Source organism: Microvirga aerilata (genome assembly GCF_016743775.1).
GTDB lineage: Bacteria > Pseudomonadota > Alphaproteobacteria > Rhizobiales > Beijerinckiaceae > Microvirga > Microvirga aerilata.
The window spans coordinates 74,553-92,557 of sequence record NZ_JAEQMY010000003.1; the positions used below are offsets into that span (position 1 = coordinate 74,553).

Here is an 18,005-nt window from a genome sequence, read left to right on the forward strand (position 1 = left end):
TGGGTCCCGGACCCACGCATTTTGGAGATCACCATGAAGCTCGCTAAGAGCCTCTTTCTCGGTTCGGTCGCGGGTCTCGCGGCTGTTGCCGGAGCTCAAGCTGCCGATCTGCCCGTGGCAAAGGCTGCCGCCGTCGAATACGTGCGCGTCTGCTCCACTTACGGCGAAGGCTTCTTCTACATCCCCGGCACCGAAACCTGCCTTAAGGTCGGTGGCCGTGTTCGCGCCGAATATGCTTATCTCGAGCCGACCGACCGGGAAGACGACTCGATCGGATTCCTGGCCCGTGGCCGCGTGCAGCTCGACGCCCGCACCGCCACCGCTTACGGCCTCCTGCGCGCCTTCGTCCGCATGGAAATGAGCCGGAACACCGGCGTTTACTCCAGCTCCGGCAATCCGGAGACCTCGTCCAACATCGCTCAGGCCTACATCCAGTTCGGCGGTCTGACCGCCGGCCGCACGACCTCGTTCTTCACGAACGGCGACCTCCCGAACGAGAACTGGGGCACGCTCCGCTTCTACGACTATCCGGACGTGAACCTGCTCGCCTACACCTTCTCGTTCGGCAACGGCTTCTCGGCCACCCTGTCGCTCGAAGAGGGCTCGTTTGCAACCAACAATGCGGTGGACTTCACCGTTGATCCCGACACTGGCGACCTTGTCGCCGGATCGCAGGCCGGCCAGAGGCTTCCCGATCTCGTCGGTAACGTGAAGTACGCCGGCACCTGGGGCTCCGCTCAGCTGTCCGGTGCTCTGCACCAGCTGCGCAGCAACGCTCTCGTGGGCGGTGACTATGCCAGCAGCGAGCTCGGCTGGGCCGTGTCGGGCCAGTTCAACGTGAACCTGCCCATGCTCGCTCCGGGCGATGCCCTGTGGCTTGCCGCCACCTATGCGGACGGCGCTCTCGGCTATCTCGGCTTCGATCCCGACATCTCGACGGGTATCGCGTCGGGCACCGTGCTCGACGCTTATATCGGCGCCGACGGCGACATCGAAACCGGCCGCGGCTGGCAGATCGCCGGTGGCCTGAACCACTACTGGACGCCGACCGTCCGTCAGAGCGTGTTCGGATCGTACGCCCGCGTCGAGTACGGCGCCGACGCCGAGGTCAGCGATCTCAACGAGTGGCGCATCGGCTCGAACGTGATCTGGTCGCCGGTTTCGGGTCTCGATATCGGTGTTGAGGCTCTCTACTCCAACCTCGACCCGCGCGGCGTGCTCGAGCGCGGCGACGACGCTTGGGAAGGCCGCATCCGCATTCAGCGCGACTTCTAATCGGCTCATCCCGATCCGATGAGGAAACCCCGGTGGCGACACCGGGGTTTTCTTTTGGCCGGCTCACCCGATCCGGCTTCGCCGACGATTGCCGAACGCCGATAAAGGAGAGGCGATGCTGAAATCCCTCAATCGTCCTGCATTCCTTGCGGTGCTTGCCATGGGCCTTGGCGGGTGCGTGGCCGGCGCTGGCGTGTCGACCTGGAGCTACCGGTCCGAGCCTGGCTTTCAGACGGAGCGCGTCGCCGAAAGCCGGATCTATGGCGACCCGGTGCGCGGCATCGGCAGCAGGTCCTGTACGAGCGTCGTCACCCGGCAGGCGGAGCCGACCGGGCGGATCGCCAGCAGCGAGACGACGGCTTGCGAACCAGGTTCGGCAGCTCAATCCAACGGCCAAAGGAACGAACGTTTACCTTAGCCGTTGGCATGACGTCGATTCCACTGTCAGGAGAGCACTATCATGAACAACATCATCTGGATCATCGGAGCGATCGTGGTCGTCCTTGCGATCTTGTCGTTCCTTGGCCTGCGCTAAGATCTGACGAGCCTGCAGGGCAGCTCCCGCGATGCGCGCTGCCCTGCAGGCCTCCCACGGTCGACGGCGGCGACGCTCTTCGGCCGATGCCGTCGCGAAGGCGGCGGGACGATCACTGCATGAGAGCGAGAACCACGGACGTCACGTTAACCATGGCCAAGGCCGCAAGCAGGGTCGGCACGACAGGAATGCGCAGACGGAAAGCGCGCTTCTCGTCCTGAACCGTGGCGAGAGGCGATCCGAGATGAGTCTCGTTGACGGTCATTGCTCATCTCCCTCATGGCGTGACCTAACGGAATGTGCGCCACCCTGAACCTAAAGCTCGCTTCATGAGGTGCGGCTTCACACATGACCGCAAGCCGCCGCCCCAGACTTTCGCCGCTTTGAAGTTTTTTGCCGTTCCCGGTTGCCTTGCTGTTTCCACGTCCTTCAGTGACGTGTCGCGTGTTTCTGGATCTGCAGCAGCTGTCCTTCGATGGCGCGCATGCGGGTCATCAGCCGGTCGAGCTCGGTGAGGAGCTGTCTTTCGTCCCGGCGGGCGATCTCGATGAGATCTGCGGAGGATCCATGGCGAATGCGATGAAGCGCGTCCGCCAGCCTTCGGTCCAGAAGCCGCATTTGATGCTCCAGGTCCAAGAACTCCTGGTGAAGCTGGGTCTCCTTGAACACGGCAGGGATCTCGCGTGAGAAGGGTGCGCTTCTAAGGTTAAGCTACACCGTGCTGGCAGGTTCCTCTAGGTCAAAAAAATGCATGCCTGGCAAATTTCTCAATGGCCAAGCTGAAACAGAGATCCGAGTTCACCGTTCTGTGATGAGGGTTTTCAGCCCGATCGCTGCGTCGGATCGGGATCAGTCGATTTTGACATGCCCGGGAGCAGGACCGCTTTCGGGGCTTCCATAACGCGTAAGTTGTTCAGCGTGCTTGCCTTCATCATGCCGATTTCCCGCATTGCGTTCCAGGGCGCCGGTTTTGTGTTGGTCCATCGAGCCTGCCAGGAGCTGCACCGCAGCGAGGGCTCCCATAACCATTGTCCGGCAGAGGAGACAGCCGAATGGGACAGAAGATCCAGCCTCAACGTGTAGCCCTGATTGTCGAGGATGACTTTGACGTCCGGGGTTTGGCGGCCGCCCTCCTGGAGGAGACCGACCTCAAGGTCGTGGAGACGACCAGCGCGGAGGAGGCTCTGGATTATCTGCGGCAGCACTCGGAGGAGGTCGCCTTCCTGTTCGCGGATGTCCGCCTTCCGTGTCTGATGAACGGCCTGGATCTGGTGCGCGCCGTGCGCATCAAGTGGCCCTGGGTTCGCACGGTCCTCACCTCCGGCCGCCCGCTGGAGCCGGACACGGACGACATGCCCCGCGACGTGCGCTTCATGCAGAAGCCCTGGAGGGCGCTCGACGTGCTGATGGAGGCCGAGAAGGCCGCCCAGGGCTATCGTCGGAACTGATCCGCATCTGCAAGGGTGCAGCCGGCGAGCCTCCGAGCTCGCCGCTCGCCTGCCATATCGGCGGGGAAGTGGAACCTTGGCGCTTGCTGAGAATTGGCGTCAGCAGTTTGTAAGAGGATTGACTGATGCCAAACACCACCGTTGCCACAGGCACGTTCCCATCCCGCAAGGCCGCCAACCAGGCCGTTCAGCGTCTGGTCTCCGGGGGCTTTGCCCGCAACAGCATCGAGCTTCATGGGCATGAGGACGGCGAGGGCTACGACCTGGAAATCCACACCCGCCAGGAGAACCTGAAGCGAGCCGAGCGCCTGATCCATGATGCCTCGGGGCCCATGTATTCGGTCAGGCAGACGGCCTCGGGCGTGATGCAGACGGCCAAATCCTACCCTTATGTCCTGCTGGGCGCCGGCGTCCTCGCAGGCTTCCTGATCTACAGCCTGATTCCTCGCGATGCTTCCGCGGGACACCAGGCGAACCAGCGGAACGCAAGCCAGCGGAACGGCCGCCGCAGGTAAAAGACCGCATGTCACGAGAGATCGTCAGCTTTCCCGGACGGATCCGTCCGGGAAAGGGGCTGGGCTTCAGAAGTGCTCGTCCTGGCCGCGATCTCTTTCGAGCCTCTCCAGCAACTGCTTGATCCGGTCAGGCGCCGGCTCTTTCAGGACGCCTTGATAACTGGTCTGCAATTGACGTCCGAGATGCCTCAAAAGCTCAGACTGGCCAGCCGCCGTGAGGCCGCTGGTGCCGACGCTCCAGCCCCCGTTCCCGCCCGCGGCATGAGGATGATGGAGCCGACTGAACATCCTTGACCTCCTCCAGTTGCACATCCATGAGCCTGAGAACGGGCGAAGTTGGATTGAGTTGCGGTTAAGTTTCTGGAAAAGAATAATTTTCCGGTTCGCCAAAAGACGCCCCTGATGGCGGCGCAAGGCCGCTTTTGCCTCCTGGATCCGCCTCGGGCGTGCACTTTGATCGGAGAGGCGACTGCCGGTCGCATTGGATTCCGTCCCTCCCTGGTTCAAAGCTCGACCATAATGATAAAGTGGGGCTGAGGGATGCGTGAAGTTTTGATGGTCTATCTGGGCGGCGTGATACTGCTCCTGATGGTGTCGACCATGATCGACGGCGAGGAAGGGGTCAGTCTCGACCACATTCTGATCGCAGGCTTCGGATGGCCGATCCTCACCCCCATCCTGGCCCTGAGAGCCTGGAGCAATCGCTGAGAGCCAGGGTGCTTTCCGCTCCCGAACCTTGCAACGAAGTGCCTGCCGTCCTTGTGCGTTAGTGCGAATCCGGCCCTTCCCAAGACGCCGCAGGTCCCTATAAAGCCGGGGTCACTCGGTGGTGATCCACCGCAAGAGGTCTCTTAAAGCTGGAAGGGCCCGAAAAGGCTCTGTTCGGGGCGTCATGCAAACCATTCCGCCGTCGCCGCAGACGGATCTGGCTCCATCTGCGCCCGACCGGACGGGCTTCCGGGGAGTGCGCCTGTCGCTGAGGTCTCAGCTTGCTCTTCTGTGCGCAGGCCTGGTTCTTCCGATCCTTGTGTTTGTCGGCTTCATTCTCTGGCAGTTCGCCGCGGCAGAGCGTGCCCGGCTCGAGGGCGATGCTCTGGATACGGCCCATGGAATCGCGGCAGCGGTGGATCGGGAGCTGACCGGCTTGCGCTCGGCCCTGGGCGTGCTGGTCTATTCCACGTATCTTCAGCGGAACGACCTGGAGAGCTTTCACCGGCAGCTGAATCAGGCTGGCCTGGCGGAGGGGCTCAACGTGGTTCTTCGGACGCCGGACGGCCAGGAGCTCGTCAATGCACGGCGGCCGCGTGGGGAGCCGCTGCCCAGAGTCGTGCTTCCTGGCGATCCTGAAGTGATCGCCTCGAGACAGCCGGTCGTTTCCGGCTTTTTCTCCCGCACGAACTCGGCTGAGGCTGCCTTCGCGATCACGACGCCCGTGATGCGCGACGGGGCAGTGGCCTATCTGCTCTCGATCAGCGCCCCCGTTCAACGTCTTCAGAGGCTCGCCGCAGGCGGGGGTGTTCCCCAGGGCTGGACCGTCGCGATCATCGACCGCCAAGGCACCATCCTCGCACGCAACACCCGTCACGCGGAGTTTGCCGGCAAGCCTGCGACGAAGGACCTGCAGGAGAACACCACCGGCCTCGAGGGCACCTGGAAAGGCTTCACCATCGATGGGCAGGCCGTTCTCGGCGCTTATGCCCGTTCCCAGTTGTCCGACTGGCGCGTTGCGGTCGGGGTACGCGATTCGGATCTTGCCGCGCCTCTCAGGCGATCCCTTTGGTACATGGCCTGGTTCGGAGCCGCCCTCACGCTTCTTTCGATGATTCTGGCCTTGTTCTTTGGGCGGCGCATCACCGGTCCCATGCTGATGCTGGCGGAGCGGGCGGCCGCGCTGGGGCGCGGCGAGACCGTTGAGCCCTTGCCCACGCGGCTGCGCGAGGTGGCCAAGGTCGGAGATGCGCTGACGGCCGCATCCGTGGACCTGCGCGCCCGCGAGCGGGAGCGGAACGCGGCGGAGACGGCGCTTCGCGAAAGCGTGGCGCTTCTTGAGGCGATCGGCGCCTCCACCCCGAACCTGGTTTATGCCAAGGACCGGGACGGCCGGATGATCTATGCGAATCCCGCGACGCTCGCCGCCCTTGGAATGCCGGCCGAGCGCGTCCTGGGGCGCACCTCGCTCGATTTCATCGCGGATCCCGTGGAAGGTGAGGCACATGCCGCCAATGACCGCCAGGTGGTCGAGACCGGTCGTGTCGAGGTGGTTGACGAGGTTTTCACGTCGCCTGAGGGCGCCACCACGATCTATCGCACCACGAAAGCACCTCTGCGCGACCTGAGCGGCCGGATCATCGGCGTTGCCGGCATGTCGGTGGACATGACCGACCAGCGCGCCATGGAGGCTGCCTTACGGGCAAGCGAGGAGCGCTTCCGTTTCGCCCTCGAGGCGGCCGGCGGCATCGGAACGTGGGACTGGGACGTCCCGACAGACCGGATTCACACCAACGATGCCTTCGCGGTTCTCTTCGGGGTCGATCCGAAGAAAGCGGCGGAAGGAGCCCCCGTCTCGGCATACCTGGCCGGCATGCATCCCGAGGACCGCGACCACGTCACCGCCGAGATCGAGCGGGCCCTGGCGGACGGCAGCGATTTCTCGGCCGAATACCGGGTGATCGGGCTGGGAGGAGCCACCCGTTGGGTGACGGCCCGCGGCCGCTGCTATCACGACGAGGCAGGCGGTCCGGCGCGCTTTCCGGGGGTCGTCATCGACATCACCGAGCGCAAGCGCACGGAAGAGGCCTTGGCCGAGAGCCAGCGCCGCCTGCAGGCCATTCTCGACACCGTTCCGGTCGGCATCGTCATCGCGGAAGCACCCTCGGGGCGCATCATCGGCGGCAATCCTCAGGTCGAGCGCATCTTCGGGCATCCGGTCCTGCCCTCGGATAGCCTGGAAAGCTACCGGGAATGGGTCTGCTACCATCCGGACGGGCGGCAGGTGGAAGGGCCGGAATACCCGCTCTCCCGCGCCCTCCTAGGCCAGGAGGAGCGGCCCGAACTGGAGGTGCTGTACCAGCGCGGCGACGGCCGCAAGACCTGGGTCCGCCTGATTGCGGCGCCCGTCAGGGACGGCTCCGGGCAGATCGTCGCCGGAGTGGTGGCGTGCCTCGACATTGACCAGGAAAAACGGGTCGGGGAGGCGCTCAGAGAGTTCAACGCCACCCTGGAGCAGCGCATCGCCGAGGCTATCGCCGAGCGGGAAAAGATCGAAGCCCAGCTCCGCCAGGCCCAGAAGATGGAGGCGGTTGGCCGACTCACGGGCGGTGTCGCGCACGATTTCAACAACCTGCTCACCGTTGTGACAGGCAATCTCGACATGCTCCGGCGCAGGGTTGAAGGATCGGGCGACGGAAGGCTGATCCGCAACCTCGACAACGCCCTGGAGGGGGCCAGGCGCGCGGGCCAGCTCACCCATCGCCTGCTCGCCTTCTCGCGCCAGTCCCCGCTCCAGCCGGAGGTTCTGGATCTGAACAAGATCGTCTCCGGCATGTCCGAGCTGCTCCGGCGCACCATCGGCGAGAACATCGCCATCGAGACGGTGCTGGCCGGCGGGCTCTGGCGCACGGAGGCAGACCCGAACCAGCTGGAAAGCGCCGTGCTCAACCTTGCGGTCAACGCCCGCGACGCCATGCCCGACGGGGGCAAGCTGACCCTGGAAACCGCCAACGCCTACCTGGACGAGGCCTATGCGGCCAGCACGAACGGGGAGGTGAAGGCGGGCCAATACGTGATGGTAAGCGTATCCGACACCGGAACGGGAATGACCCCCGATGTGAGGGCGAAGGTGTTCGAGCCCTTCTTCACCACCAAGCCGGTGGGCAAGGGGACAGGGCTCGGCCTGGCCCAGGTCTACGGCTTTGCCCGGCAGTCGGGCGGCCACGCGGCGATCTATTCAGAGCCCGGCGAAGGCACGACCGTCAAGCTCTACTTCCCCCGCATCCTCCGCAGCGACGATAAGGTCCGGAGCCCTCAGGCGGAGGAGCCGGTTGCGGCGCCTCCGGCCGCGGTCAAGGGAGAAACGATCCTTGTCGTGGAGGACGAGATCATGGTGCGGGAGTTCTCGATCTCCGTTCTGGAGGAGGCAGGCTACCGGGTGCTGTCGGCAGAGGATGGACCGACCGCCCTGAAGCTCCTGGAGGCGCATCGCCACGAGATCGCCCTTCTGTTCACAGATGTGGTGCTGACCGGGCCCATGAACGGGCGCAAGGTGGCGGATGAGGCGCTGAGGCTTCGCCCCGATCTGAAGGTGCTGTTCACCACAGGCTACACGCGCAACGCCATCATCCACCATGGACGCCTGGACGAGGGGGTGCACCTGATCACCAAGCCCTTCGCGGCGGCGAGCCTAGCCGAACGCGTGAGAGGGCTTCTCGACGGGGCTTGAGCCTCTCCACCGCCAATATTCCGACGGCGCTAGGACTCTTACGTATTCCCTAGCGTAACCTGAATTGATAATCTTGGCCGTTAGTTGTCTTGGAAGACGTTGATGGCCAGAACGATCCTTTCCGCCGCGGTTCTCTTGGCGAGCCTTGGCGCATCGCAGGCCCAGACGGGGTGTTATCCGCGTCTGGGAGCCTATAGCGGGCAGTATGAGGGTTCGTGCCCGAATGCCGGCCTCAAATGGACGGCCGTTGAAAACACCCTTGGGGCGTTCGGCCGGAACTGCAGCGACGAGCCCTGGACCTATAATCGCAAGGTAAGGACGTTCTACAATCCCAAGGCGAACGAAGTCTTCGCCATGCAGGATTGCGACGCGCCGGGCGCTGGCCAGAGCTCAGGCATCGTGAAGATCAGCGTCGCCTCCGATGCGGTGCGCCGGTTTCATGAGAACAAAATTCCGCTCCAGGACAAATCCGCTCGACCGCTCCTTGCGCCCTCCCGTTGATCCCGGGGTTGCCGAAGGGGAGCGCCGCGACACAGGTCTCGGGCATCGACGGTTAGCAATTTTTAAGGACTGTTCACCATAGGCTCCTGGTTCGGAACACCAGGAGCCTTGTCATGCGTAGCCTCAGCCTCTCGCTTTTCCTGATTGCCTCGATGGCGATGGCAGCGCCGCTCATGCTGGTCTTCATGGTTGTGGCGAGCGTGGTGGCTTCGGCGCTGTTTCTGTCCTGATTTGCCGCCGGCAACAATCAGGAATAATGGAAGCATCCAGCAAGTATAATCCTATTGCGATGCAGATGCATCGGATGACGCCCGAGTAGCGCCTGAAGTAAATCTGGAACTCAGGGTGAACAGGGGCGTTGGATCGCGATTATTGAATAGGGAATTTGCCTATGAGAAAAATCGCTATCCTTGCAGCTGCCATGATCGGCTCCAGCTTGATTGGTGCATCGCCGTCGATGGCTCAGCCGCAGCTGAATTTCGGCATCGGCCCTGACGGGCGTCCTCAAATCGGCGTCCGCGATCCGGCGCAAGAACGGTACGAGCGTCGCGAGAGGTGGCGTGAGCGTCGCGAGTCGGACCGCGCGCGGGCTTACGAGGAAGGGCGCCGGGATGCGCGCCGCGACTCGCGGAGCTATGGTGCTTACGAGTCCAACTGCCGCAACATCACCATTCAGGAAGAGAATGAGTGGGGCCGCACCGTGACCCGCCGGATCCGGCGCTGCGACTGACGAACGCGAACCCTCGCACGAGGCCACTGGTCCTTACGTGCGAGGGTTTGGCATTGCGGCCATGAGCTTTGGAAGATCCTGCGTCATCCAGGCCACCATCTCATGGTTGGTTTGAAGGTGATCCGGCATGGGAATGAACGGCCGTGACGGTTCGATCTCCGCATCCCCGCCATCGGCAAGAACGGCTGCATCCGTGTAGGGGATTATAGTCCTCGCGCGTGCGTCTCCAAACCAGAAGAGCAGCAGCCAAAGCATCCCGAAGAAACTGACGGCAATCATGAGCAGGGATACTGCCAAGTCCATAAGCAATGGCCTTTTCCTAAGGCCACCCAGCTTGCCAGTATGCCTGCGAGAGTCAATTCCAACTATCGAATATCCGGACCGCTGCGCGTGAAAGGTCGGGAATTCTTGAGGATGGTGCGGACGGCGGGGGTCGAACCCGCACGGGCAAAGCCCGAGGGATTTTAAGTCCCTTGCGTCTACCAGTTTCGCCACGTCCGCTTCAGCCACGAGGGTTATCGGGCCGCGAGCCCAAGCGCAAGTGCAACTGTGCGGGCCTCTGGACGGGAGCCCTATTCAGGGGTGTGGACGCCGTAAAGCCAGTCGTACCGCTTGGTCATGCCCTCCGGTCCAAGATGGCGCATGACCAGGTTGCGCCCGAAGGCCACGAGGGCACCTGCATGATAGATGCGCCCGTTCCGGCGCGCCTCGGTCTGGACCCGCCTCGCGCGGCCGAGGCGCTGCTCCTCATAAACCTGCAGAAGCCTTGGAATGTCCGGCTGCTCCCCGCCCAGGAGGGACGCAAGGGTGGCGGCGTCCTCGATGGCGAGCGCCGCGCCCTGGGCCAGGAAGGGCAGGACTGGGTGCCCGGCATCGCCGAGGAGAGCGATGCGCGCACCCGCGAGCCGTTTCGCGGGATGGTCGTAGAGCGACCAGCGCAGCCATTCGGGCGGCTGGGCCAGAAGGAATTTCAACGCAGGCGCCGCCGAGGCATAGCGGGCCAACAGGTCATCCCGGTTCCCTGGGGCGGCCCAGCCTTCCACGGGGATCGTGCTTCTCTCGATCGCCACGACGTTGACGAGACGGCCGCCGGCAATCGGGTAGTGCACCACGTGGCCCTGCGGGCCGAGCCACAACCCGGTCTCGTCACCGGCCAGTTCCGCCGGAGCCGCGCTTCGCTCGAAGGTGGCCCGCCAGGCGATGAACCTGCGGAAGGCCGGGGCATCACTGTCCCCGAGCGCCTGCCTGACCTTTGACCAGACCCCATCGGCTCCGATGACCATGTCGGCCGTGACGCTCTCGCGCGCTCCGCCGGCTGAAGTCCAGGTGAGAGCGGCCTGGCCCGGCCCGTCCTCCACGCTCTCGACCGTCCGGCCCATGACGAGGCGGATCGAGGGCTCGGAGCGGACGGCATCGAGGAGCAGGGTTTGGAGGTCGGCCCGGTGCACCACCCAGTAGGGCGCCCCGAAGCGCTCGCGCATGAAGGCTCCCAGCGCCACTTGCCCGATGGGCTTGCCCGAGCGGATGCTGCGCACGACCACCCGCCGCGGCTCGGTGACGACCCGGCGCAGGGCCGCGCTCAAGCCCAGCTTCATCAGAATCCGGCTGGCGTTCGGCGAGAGCTGGAGGCCGGCGCCGACCTCGCTGAAGCCGGTTCGCCGTTCGATGAGCGTGACGGCGTGGCCCTGGCGCGCAAGCGCCAGCGCCGCCGTCAGGCCACCGATGCCGGCGCCGACGACCGCAATCGACAGATGGGGCACTTAGCGCGAGGAATCCGAGGTTGCGAAATCGGGCTCCCACACGCACTCGGCGGGGCGTGCCTCGTCGGCCTTCAGGGAAGGATCGTACTTGAAGAGGGTCGAGCAGTAGGAGCAGATGGTCTCGTTGTCATAGCCCATGTCGATGAAGACATGGGGGTGATCGAAGGGAGGCGTCGCTCCGATGCACATGAACTCCTTCGAGCCCACGTGAATGACGGGAACGCCCGGATCGTTGTGGAAGTGGGGTGTGCCTTTGTCAGCCATTGCCGTTGCTCTGAAGCGATGAAATTCGCGCGCACCATAATGGCCGAACGGCCATGCGCCTAGAGCAAAATTCCAGCGATTGCATCCGGCCGCCCCGGTGCTTAGGTTGCGCCCAGCCGCCCGATCCACCGAACACCCTGGGTTCCATGCGCTACTTCAATTCCAACGGCGTGAGCATCGCCTATGTGGATGTGCCGCCTCACGAGGGGCAGGGCGATCCGATCCTCCTCATCCACGGCTTCGCCTCGAACCATGTGGTGAACTGGGCGAATACGCTCTGGATCAAAACCCTCGCGCGGGCCGGCTACCGGGTGATCGCGTTCGACAACCGGGGCCATGGAGAGAGCGAGAAGCTCTACGATCCCGAAGCCTATCACTCCTACCGCATGGCCGAGGACGCCACCCGTCTTCTCGATCATCTCGACATCGAGCGGGCCGACGTAATGGGCTATTCCATGGGCGCGCGGATCACCGCCCATATGGCGCTCGCTGCCCCTGAGCGCATGCGCTCGGCCCTTCTCGGCGGCCTGGGCTTTCATCTCGTCGATGGGGTAGGCCTGCCGCTCGGCATCGCGGATGCCATGGAGGTGCCCTCGCTCGATGAGCTGACCGACCCGATGCAGCGCATGTTCCGCGCCTTCGCCGAGCAGACCAGGAGCGATCTGCGGGCGCTTGCCGCCTGCATCCGCGGGTCGCGGCAGGCGCTGACCAAGGCCGAGGTCGCTTCCATCACGCTGCCGACCCTGGTGTCCGTGGGCACCAACGACGATGTGGCGGGCTCGGGCCCGGAGCTCGTCCGGCTGATGCCGAACGCGACGGCCCTCGACATCCCGGGCCGCGACCACAACCTTGCCGTGGGCGACAAGGTGCACAAGCAGGGCGTGCTGGACTTCCTGGCCGGCAGGCCCTGAGCCCCAGCCGTCGATTTGAGGAACGGTCCCTCCGAGGCCGAGGGACAGGAGAAACGGATGACCCGACTCGACAGCGTTATTCGCCGGCTCACCGCCCAGCGCGATCTTTTGAACTGGGCCACTGAGGAGCTTGGCCCCGATGGGCTCGTGCTCGAACTCGGGCTCGGCAACGGGCGGACCTACGATCACCTGAGAACCAAGCTGCCGGGACGCGAGATCTATGCGTTCGAGCGCTCGCCCGCAGCTCATCCCGACTGCTATCCGCCGGAGGGCTACCTGATCGTGGGCGACATCTTTGAGACCCTGCCGGCCTTTATCGAACGATTCGGTAGGGGCTCGGCGGCCCTGATCCACACCGACATCGGCACGGGCGATCAGGAGGCGAACCGCAAGCTGGCCCTGCGCCTCTCGCCGCTTCTCGAAGCCCTGCTTCGGCCGGGAGGGCTCCTCATCGCGGACCGGGCCTTCGAGCTGCCCTCCTGCGAGGACATCTCCTCGCAAACGGATGTGCCGGAGGGCCGCTACTTCGTTTATCGCCGGAACGCCTGAGAACGAGCATCAGCGACCAGAAAACACCGGATCCCGTTTCTCCAGGAAGGCTTTGCGGCCTTCCACCGCATCGGCGCTGTCGAAGCACAGATCGGCAAGAGCCAGAGGGTCCACATCGGGGCGCATCGTCCCGACCGCTTCGTCGATGGCGGCCTTGGCGGCCCTGATCGTCAAGGGCGCGTTCCGGGCGATGCCTTCGGCAAGCGCCTGGGTGGCCGATTCCAGCTCACCGTCCGGCACCACCCGCTGCACGACCCCGAGGCGCTCGGCCTCCTTCGCGTCGATCCGCCGTGCGGTGAAGAACAGGTCCTTCGCGGCCGGCGCGCCGACGGCGGCGGTCACGAGCTTCATGGCGCCGGGCGGGTAGCCGATGCCGAGCCGGGCGGCCGGAATCCCGAAGACGGCGTTCTCCGATGCGACCCGCAGGTCGCAGGACAGGGCCAGCCCGAAGCCCCCGCCGAGGCAGAAGCGGCGAATCATGGCGATGACTGGCTTCGAGCAATGGGCCACGGCCCAGAAGGCCGCTTCGTTGGCAGCCTCGTAGAGCCTCCCGCCCTGCGCATTCGCCCGCACCGTCTCGAACTCCGCGATGTCGGCGCCGGAGGCGAAGGAATCGCGGCCGGCCCCTCGCAGGATCGCCACCCGAACCTGCGGGTCCCGGTCGAGGGCGGCCATGAGGGCCGGAAACGCCTTCCACATCTCGAGGTCGACGGCGTTGTGCTTGGACGGATTGTCGATGGCCACCGTCGCGATGCCGTCGGAAAGAGAGACGGCGATCTTGGCGGTCGACGGTGAAAAAGAGTAGGTCATGGCTTGCTTGGATCTGTGGTAAGGGGCCGGGGCTTATTATCTATGCTTATGCGATAGCTGAGCCGGCAGGGAGACTATCATGACACAAACGCGCCTGAAGCCGGGAGTGCACGAACCGGTTGCCGGGAAGGTGGACCCGATCTGGGATCGCCTGCGCGCGGAGGCCGAGGCTATCGTGCAGGCCGAGCCTGCCCTTGCCGGGTTCGCTCTCAGCTCCCTGCTTCACCAGCCGAGCCTCGAGGCCGCCGTCATCCACCGGGTCGCTTCGCGCCTGGGCCATGCGGCGGTGCCGGCCGACATCATCGAGCAGATCTTCCTTGAGGCGGTCGAGCAGGACAACACCATGGGGGCGGCCTTCCGGGCCGACATCAGCGCCGTGCTCGACCGGGACCCCGTCGTGACGCGGGCGGTCGAGCCCGTGCTCTACTTCAAGGGCTTTCACGCCATCCAGACCCACCGTCTCGCGCACTGGCTGTGGAAGCGGGGGCGGCAGGACTTTGCCCTTTATCTTCAAAGCCGCTCCTCCGCCGTGTTCCAGACGGACATCCATCCGGCGGCCCGCATCGGGCGCGGCATCTTCCTCGATCACGCCACCGGGCTCGTGGTGGGGGCGACCGCCGTCATCGAGGACAACGTCTCGATGCTCCAGGACGTGACGCTCGGCGGAACCGGCAAGGAGCGCGGCGACCGGCATCCGAAGATCCGCCATGGGGTGCTGATCGGCGCCGGCGCCAAGATCCTGGGCAACATCGAGGTCGGCCATTGCGCGAGAATCGCCGCCGGCTCCGTGGTGCTGCAGCCGGTGCCCCATAACGCCACGGTGGCCGGCATTCCGGCGAAGGTTGTCGGCACCGCCGGATGCGCGGAGCCCGCCCGCTCCATGGATCATTGCTTCTCGCAGTCCGACGGAATCTAGGACAAGTGGTCCCTTCAGGGGACCCAACGCCGCTTGCCCGCGTTGGCGGGGCATGGCAAGTCAGCATCCGTGACATCAAGAAAGGACCTGTAGTGGAAAAAAACGAGATGGCTAAAGTCGAGCGCTATCTGCGCCAGACCTTTGCGAACCACTCGATCCGCGTGGTCGGTCGTCCGAAAAAGACCGATTCGGCGGAAGTTTATATCGGTGAGGAATTCGTCGGCGTGCTCTTCGTCGACGATGAGGACGGGGACCGCTCCTTCAACTTCACCATGGCCATCCTCGATACGGATATCGAGGAATAAGAGGCGCCTTTCGCAGCAGAATTCTCAAAAGTTCTGCTGCCCCTCACATCGCGGACCGAAGATGCCGATCTACAGCCTCGACGACATCGCCCCGATTCTGCCCGAGCCGGATCGCTTCTGGATCGCTCCGGATGCCCACGTGATCGGCAAGGTCCGGCTGGCGCGGGATGTGGGAGTCTGGTTCGGGGCCGTGCTGCGCGGCGACAATGAGCTGATCGATGTCAATGAGGCCACCAACATCCAGGAAGGGGCGCTGCTCCACACGGATATGGGCGCGCCCTTGACCGTCGGGGCAGGGTGCACGGTCGGGCACAAGGCCATCCTGCACGGCTGCACCATCGGCGAGAATTCGCTCATCGGCATGGGAGCGACCATCCTGAACCACGCGCGCATCGGCGCGAACTGCCTCGTGGGCGCCAATGCACTCGTGACGGAAGGCAAGGAATTCCCGGACAACTCACTGATCGTCGGCGCACCGGCCAAGGCCATCCGGGTGCTCGACGAAGCGGCCATCGAACGGCTCCGCTGGTCGGCCCGGAGCTATGTGGACAACTGGAAGCGGTTCTCGAAAGGAATGAGGCGGATCGACTGATCCGCCTCGCAAGCTGCCACATCGATGGAGTGAATGGAAAAGCCGGCGCCCATGGCGCCGGTTTTCATTAGCGGTTTGCGGTGGTGGTCGGCGAGGAGGCGATGCCGCCCAGCGAAACCCAGCCGACCGTGTCCTGGCTCTCGCGCTTGATGTAGACGTAGCCGGTCCGGTGCCAGGGCAGGATCGATGAGGTCTTGTTGTCGAGGATGAAATCGCCGCGGTTCGTGCGCACCATCAGCACGGCATGGCCTTCGCCCAGCTCGTCGATCACGACGGTCATGCGCATGGCGCGGCGGGGCAGGCCGCTCTCGACGAGCAGGCGGCGCTTGAGAAGCTGGAAGTCCTCGCAGTCGCCCTGGCCGTCATCGGGAAAGCCCCAGGTGTCGACGACGCCGAAGTGGTCCGCGTCGGTCACGGCCTTGATGCCGGAATTCACGCGCTGGTTAACCGAAACGATGATCTTCCAGACCTGCGGCGTAAGCTCGATCACATCGGCCTCGCTCACGCTGACGGCGCATTCGGACCGGTAAGTCTCGCAAAACTTGGACCAGCCCTGAAGGGGCTTGGCAGCGCCCATGCTCGAAATCGGGCTGCTGGTGACCGGCAGGGCCGCCAGGGTTTGAGCCTGAACGGTAGCGCCTGAAAGCAGGAAGGATAATCCGAGAAGAAACGCTTTTGCGAATGTGCCCGAAAAGGCCGACTTCCCATTTAAGCCACGGAAAAGGCCGTTCTTGAAATAATCCTGCCGCATGCCCCACCAGCCGGTTAATCTTCTTTTAACCAAACTGACATGCTTACATTTAAGGCTCAAGCGGAAAGTAAAAGGTGAGTTAACGCGTCGCGCTTGGACCGGTTCCGTTATGGTTAACGAAAATTTCAACCATGAGCGCCGATGAGGAACCCGGCTCCTCGCGAGGATCGGGGAGCTTGCGCTAACCTGTTGGTTTTTCTCGGCCGAGAGGCCACATAGGGCTGACCCGACGCGCCCTCCGCAACGCCGCCGTCATGAGAAGTTGTGCCGGCCACCCATCAAAAGCCGTTCATGTCCCCAAATCAGCCCCGCACCCGTGAGCCGATCCTCAACCTGCCGGCCGCCATCACTCTCTGCCTGCTGGCCCTCGTCGGCATCCATGCCGCCCGGCTTCTCCTGTCGGAGGAAACCGATTTCACCCTGATCATCGATTGGGCCGTGATTCCGGCCCGCTGGTCGGTGGCGTTCGGGGGAGTTCAGGCCGAGGAGGTCATGACCTCCCTGCGCGAGGGCGTGGCGGAGGATACGCTCACCCCGCTCATGGCCCTTGCTCAGTATGTCCTGGACGGCGGGGAGGGGCGCCCCCTCACGGCGCTGACCTACGCGGTCCTGCATGGCTCCTGGGCGCACGTGCTCATCAACAGCGTCTGGCTGGCCGCCTTCGGGACGCCCATCGTCAGGCGGTGCGGAGCCGGACGTCTCTTCATCCTGCTGGCGGCATCGGCCATTGGCGGCGCCGTTCTCTACGTGCTGATGAACCCGCTGCAGGTTCTGCCGATGATCGGCGCATCCGGCGCCGTCTCCGGCCTCATGGCGGCGGCATCGTGGTTCATGTTCGCGCCTGCCTCCTGGCATTGGGAAGGGCGCCTGACCCAGCCCCACGAGCGACCGCGCGAGACCATCGGGCATATGGTCCGCAACCGGCAGGTTCTGATCTTCCTAGGAATATGGTTCGTCACCAACTACGTGTTCGCCTTCGTCCAGCCCCTGGGTCTCATGGATGCGAGCATCGCCTGGGAGGCGCATATCGGCGGCTTCGTCGTAGGGCTTCTCGTTTTCCCCCTGCTGGACCCGCTTCCTGCCAGGCCCCGCCGCATCTCGGCTTGAAACCGACACGGTTTGCCCCGATCATCTTGAGGCTGACGGAGGGTTCTTGATCCCGTGTCACGGGGGCAGGAACCCGGCATCAGCCTTGCGGATGCGGGGGCTGACGGTCTTTCGCCTTCGCGCAACGGGAGGGAAAATATGATCGTCAACAAGATCCTTGAACTCAAGGGCCGCGACGTGGTCACCATAGAGCCCGCACAGGCCTTGAGCGAAGCAGTCAAGGTTCTCTCGGAACGCAGGATCGGCGCCCTTCTCATCGTGGACGGTCAGAGGCCGGTCTCGGGCATCATCTCCGAGCGCGACATCGTTCGGGCCGTCGCCGCGCAGGGCATCAAAGCTCTGGAGGAGCCGGTCTCCCGTTTCATGACCGAGAAAGTGGTCACCTGCACGGGCCAGACCTCCATCAACGACGTGATGGAGCTGATGACCGAGCAGAAATTCCGGCACGTCCCGGTGGTGGAAGGCGGGCGCCTTGCGGGCATCATCTCCATCGGAGACGTGGTGAAGCTGCGTCTCGAGGAGGTCGAGGCCGAGGCCCAGGCGATCAAGGAATATATCGCAACCGCCTGACGGAGGCGTTCCGGCCGGAATGCGCCCA

Annotated in this window: 23 protein-coding genes and 1 tRNA gene; 15 read left to right on the top strand and 9 right to left on the bottom strand. The window is 64.2% G+C overall.

Annotated features, from left to right (window positions below):
- The first annotated feature begins 33 nt into the window (after positions 1-33).
- Together JKG68_RS03185 and JKG68_RS03190 are read left to right on the top strand one after the other, a co-directional pair.
- A complete protein-coding gene (locus JKG68_RS03185) occupies positions 34-1,275 on the top strand; it encodes a porin (RefSeq protein WP_202055798.1) in 1,242 nt (413 codons plus the stop codon).
- Between the two features lie 115 nt (positions 1,276-1,390).
- Positions 1,391-1,693 (top strand): hypothetical protein, encoded by a 303-nt coding sequence (locus JKG68_RS03190; protein ID WP_202055800.1) that lies wholly within the window; start codon positions 1,391-1,393, stop codon positions 1,691-1,693.
- A 229-nt stretch (positions 1,694-1,922) separates the two neighbouring features.
- Here the strand turns inward: JKG68_RS03190 and JKG68_RS03195 are convergent, their stop codons facing one another.
- Together JKG68_RS03195 and JKG68_RS03200 are read right to left on the bottom strand one after the other, a co-directional pair.
- Positions 1,923-2,075 carry a hypothetical protein gene (locus JKG68_RS03195; protein WP_202055802.1) on the bottom strand — a complete coding sequence of 51 codons (153 nt, stop codon included), beginning with the start codon at positions 2,073-2,075 and terminating at the stop codon, positions 1,923-1,925.
- A gap of 164 nt (positions 2,076-2,239) precedes the next feature.
- Positions 2,240-2,428 (bottom strand): hypothetical protein, encoded by a 189-nt coding sequence (locus JKG68_RS03200; protein WP_202055804.1) that lies wholly within the window; start codon positions 2,426-2,428, stop codon positions 2,240-2,242.
- A gap of 434 nt (positions 2,429-2,862) precedes the next feature.
- On the opposite strand from JKG68_RS03200, the gene JKG68_RS03205 reads away from it, so the two are divergent.
- Both JKG68_RS03205 and JKG68_RS03210 read left to right on the top strand, forming a co-directional pair.
- Positions 2,863-3,258 carry a response regulator gene (locus JKG68_RS03205; protein ID WP_202055811.1) on the top strand — a complete coding sequence of 132 codons (396 nt, stop codon included), beginning with the start codon at positions 2,863-2,865 and terminating at the stop codon, positions 3,256-3,258.
- A 125-nt stretch (positions 3,259-3,383) separates the two neighbouring features.
- Positions 3,384-3,773 (top strand): hypothetical protein, encoded by a 390-nt coding sequence (locus tag JKG68_RS03210; protein WP_202055812.1) that lies wholly within the window; start codon positions 3,384-3,386, stop codon positions 3,771-3,773.
- Positions 3,774-3,839: 66 nt separating this feature from the next.
- Here JKG68_RS03210 and JKG68_RS03215 read toward each other — a convergent pair whose 3' ends face one another.
- Positions 3,840-4,061, bottom strand: a complete 222-nt coding sequence (locus JKG68_RS03215) for a NepR family anti-sigma factor (protein WP_202055813.1) — start codon at positions 4,059-4,061, stop codon at positions 3,840-3,842.
- A 252-nt stretch (positions 4,062-4,313) separates the two neighbouring features.
- Here JKG68_RS03215 and JKG68_RS03220 point away from each other — a divergent pair, with 252 nt between their 5' ends.
- The 4 genes from JKG68_RS03220 to JKG68_RS03235 all read left to right on the top strand — a co-directional run bounded on the left by JKG68_RS03220 (position 4,314) and on the right by JKG68_RS03235 (position 9,442).
- Positions 4,314-4,481 carry a hypothetical protein gene (locus JKG68_RS03220; RefSeq protein ID WP_202055814.1) on the top strand — a complete coding sequence of 56 codons (168 nt, stop codon included), beginning with the start codon at positions 4,314-4,316 and terminating at the stop codon, positions 4,479-4,481.
- A 184-nt stretch (positions 4,482-4,665) separates the two neighbouring features.
- Positions 4,666-8,211: a PAS domain S-box protein gene (locus tag JKG68_RS03225; protein ID WP_202055816.1), complete on the top strand. Its 3,546-nt coding sequence runs from the start codon at positions 4,666-4,668 to the stop codon at positions 8,209-8,211.
- A gap of 102 nt (positions 8,212-8,313) precedes the next feature.
- Positions 8,314-8,712 (top strand): hypothetical protein, encoded by a 399-nt coding sequence (locus tag JKG68_RS03230; protein WP_202055817.1) that lies wholly within the window; start codon positions 8,314-8,316, stop codon positions 8,710-8,712.
- A gap of 391 nt (positions 8,713-9,103) precedes the next feature.
- Complete coding sequence (locus tag JKG68_RS03235) at positions 9,104-9,442, top strand: hypothetical protein (RefSeq protein ID WP_202055818.1); 339 nt, start codon at positions 9,104-9,106, stop codon at positions 9,440-9,442.
- Positions 9,443-9,475: 33 nt separating this feature from the next.
- On the opposite strand, the gene JKG68_RS03240 is transcribed toward JKG68_RS03235, so the two are convergent.
- From JKG68_RS03240 to JKG68_RS03255, 4 genes are all read right to left on the bottom strand, one after another.
- Positions 9,476-9,745 carry a hypothetical protein gene (locus JKG68_RS03240; protein WP_202055819.1) on the bottom strand — a complete coding sequence of 90 codons (270 nt, stop codon included), beginning with the start codon at positions 9,743-9,745 and terminating at the stop codon, positions 9,476-9,478.
- A gap of 112 nt (positions 9,746-9,857) precedes the next feature.
- A tRNA-Leu gene (locus JKG68_RS03245) sits at positions 9,858-9,943 on the bottom strand.
- A gap of 71 nt (positions 9,944-10,014) precedes the next feature.
- Entirely contained in the window at positions 10,015-11,202 is a 1,188-nt protein-coding gene (locus JKG68_RS03250) for an FAD-dependent oxidoreductase (RefSeq protein WP_202055825.1), read from the bottom strand.
- On the bottom strand, positions 11,203-11,466 hold the full coding sequence (locus JKG68_RS03255; protein ID WP_202055827.1) for a zinc-finger domain-containing protein: 264 nt from the start codon (positions 11,464-11,466) through the stop codon (positions 11,203-11,205).
- Between the two features lie 146 nt (positions 11,467-11,612).
- Between JKG68_RS03255 and JKG68_RS03260 the strand changes: the two genes are divergently transcribed.
- Together JKG68_RS03260 and JKG68_RS03265 are read left to right on the top strand one after the other, a co-directional pair.
- Positions 11,613-12,377, top strand: coding sequence for an alpha/beta fold hydrolase (locus JKG68_RS03260; RefSeq protein WP_202055829.1), 765 nt, complete (start codon positions 11,613-11,615; stop codon positions 12,375-12,377).
- A gap of 57 nt (positions 12,378-12,434) precedes the next feature.
- The gene (locus JKG68_RS03265) at positions 12,435-12,926 is read left to right on the top strand and encodes a class I SAM-dependent methyltransferase (protein ID WP_202055831.1); all 492 of its coding nucleotides are present in this window, start codon (positions 12,435-12,437) and stop codon (positions 12,924-12,926) included.
- A gap of 9 nt (positions 12,927-12,935) precedes the next feature.
- Here the strand turns inward: JKG68_RS03265 and JKG68_RS03270 are convergent, their stop codons facing one another.
- On the bottom strand, positions 12,936-13,736 hold the full coding sequence (locus tag JKG68_RS03270; protein ID WP_202055833.1) for an enoyl-CoA hydratase: 801 nt from the start codon (positions 13,734-13,736) through the stop codon (positions 12,936-12,938).
- Positions 13,737-13,815: 79 nt separating this feature from the next.
- On the opposite strand from JKG68_RS03270, the gene cysE reads away from it, so the two are divergent.
- From cysE to JKG68_RS03285, 3 genes are all read left to right on the top strand, one after another.
- Entirely contained in the window at positions 13,816-14,652 is an 837-nt protein-coding gene (cysE, locus tag JKG68_RS03275) for a serine O-acetyltransferase (protein ID WP_202055834.1), read from the top strand.
- A gap of 107 nt (positions 14,653-14,759) precedes the next feature.
- Positions 14,760-14,957, top strand: coding sequence for a DUF3126 family protein (locus JKG68_RS03280; RefSeq protein ID WP_210346202.1), 198 nt, complete (start codon positions 14,760-14,762; stop codon positions 14,955-14,957).
- Between the two features lie 61 nt (positions 14,958-15,018).
- Entirely contained in the window at positions 15,019-15,549 is a 531-nt protein-coding gene (locus tag JKG68_RS03285; RefSeq protein WP_202055836.1) for a gamma carbonic anhydrase family protein, read from the top strand.
- A 67-nt stretch (positions 15,550-15,616) separates the two neighbouring features.
- On the opposite strand, the gene JKG68_RS03290 is transcribed toward JKG68_RS03285, so the two are convergent.
- Positions 15,617-16,300 carry a transglutaminase-like cysteine peptidase gene (locus JKG68_RS03290; RefSeq protein ID WP_202055837.1) on the bottom strand — a complete coding sequence of 228 codons (684 nt, stop codon included), beginning with the start codon at positions 16,298-16,300 and terminating at the stop codon, positions 15,617-15,619.
- Positions 16,301-16,591: 291 nt separating this feature from the next.
- Between JKG68_RS03290 and JKG68_RS03295 the strand changes: the two genes are divergently transcribed.
- Positions 16,592-17,407: a rhomboid family intramembrane serine protease gene (locus tag JKG68_RS03295; RefSeq protein WP_202055838.1), complete on the top strand. Its 816-nt coding sequence runs from the start codon at positions 16,592-16,594 to the stop codon at positions 17,405-17,407.
- A gap of 138 nt (positions 17,408-17,545) precedes the next feature.
- Entirely contained in the window at positions 17,546-17,977 is a 432-nt protein-coding gene (locus JKG68_RS03300; protein ID WP_202055839.1) for a CBS domain-containing protein, read from the top strand.
- Positions 17,978-18,005: the final 28 nt, after the last annotated feature.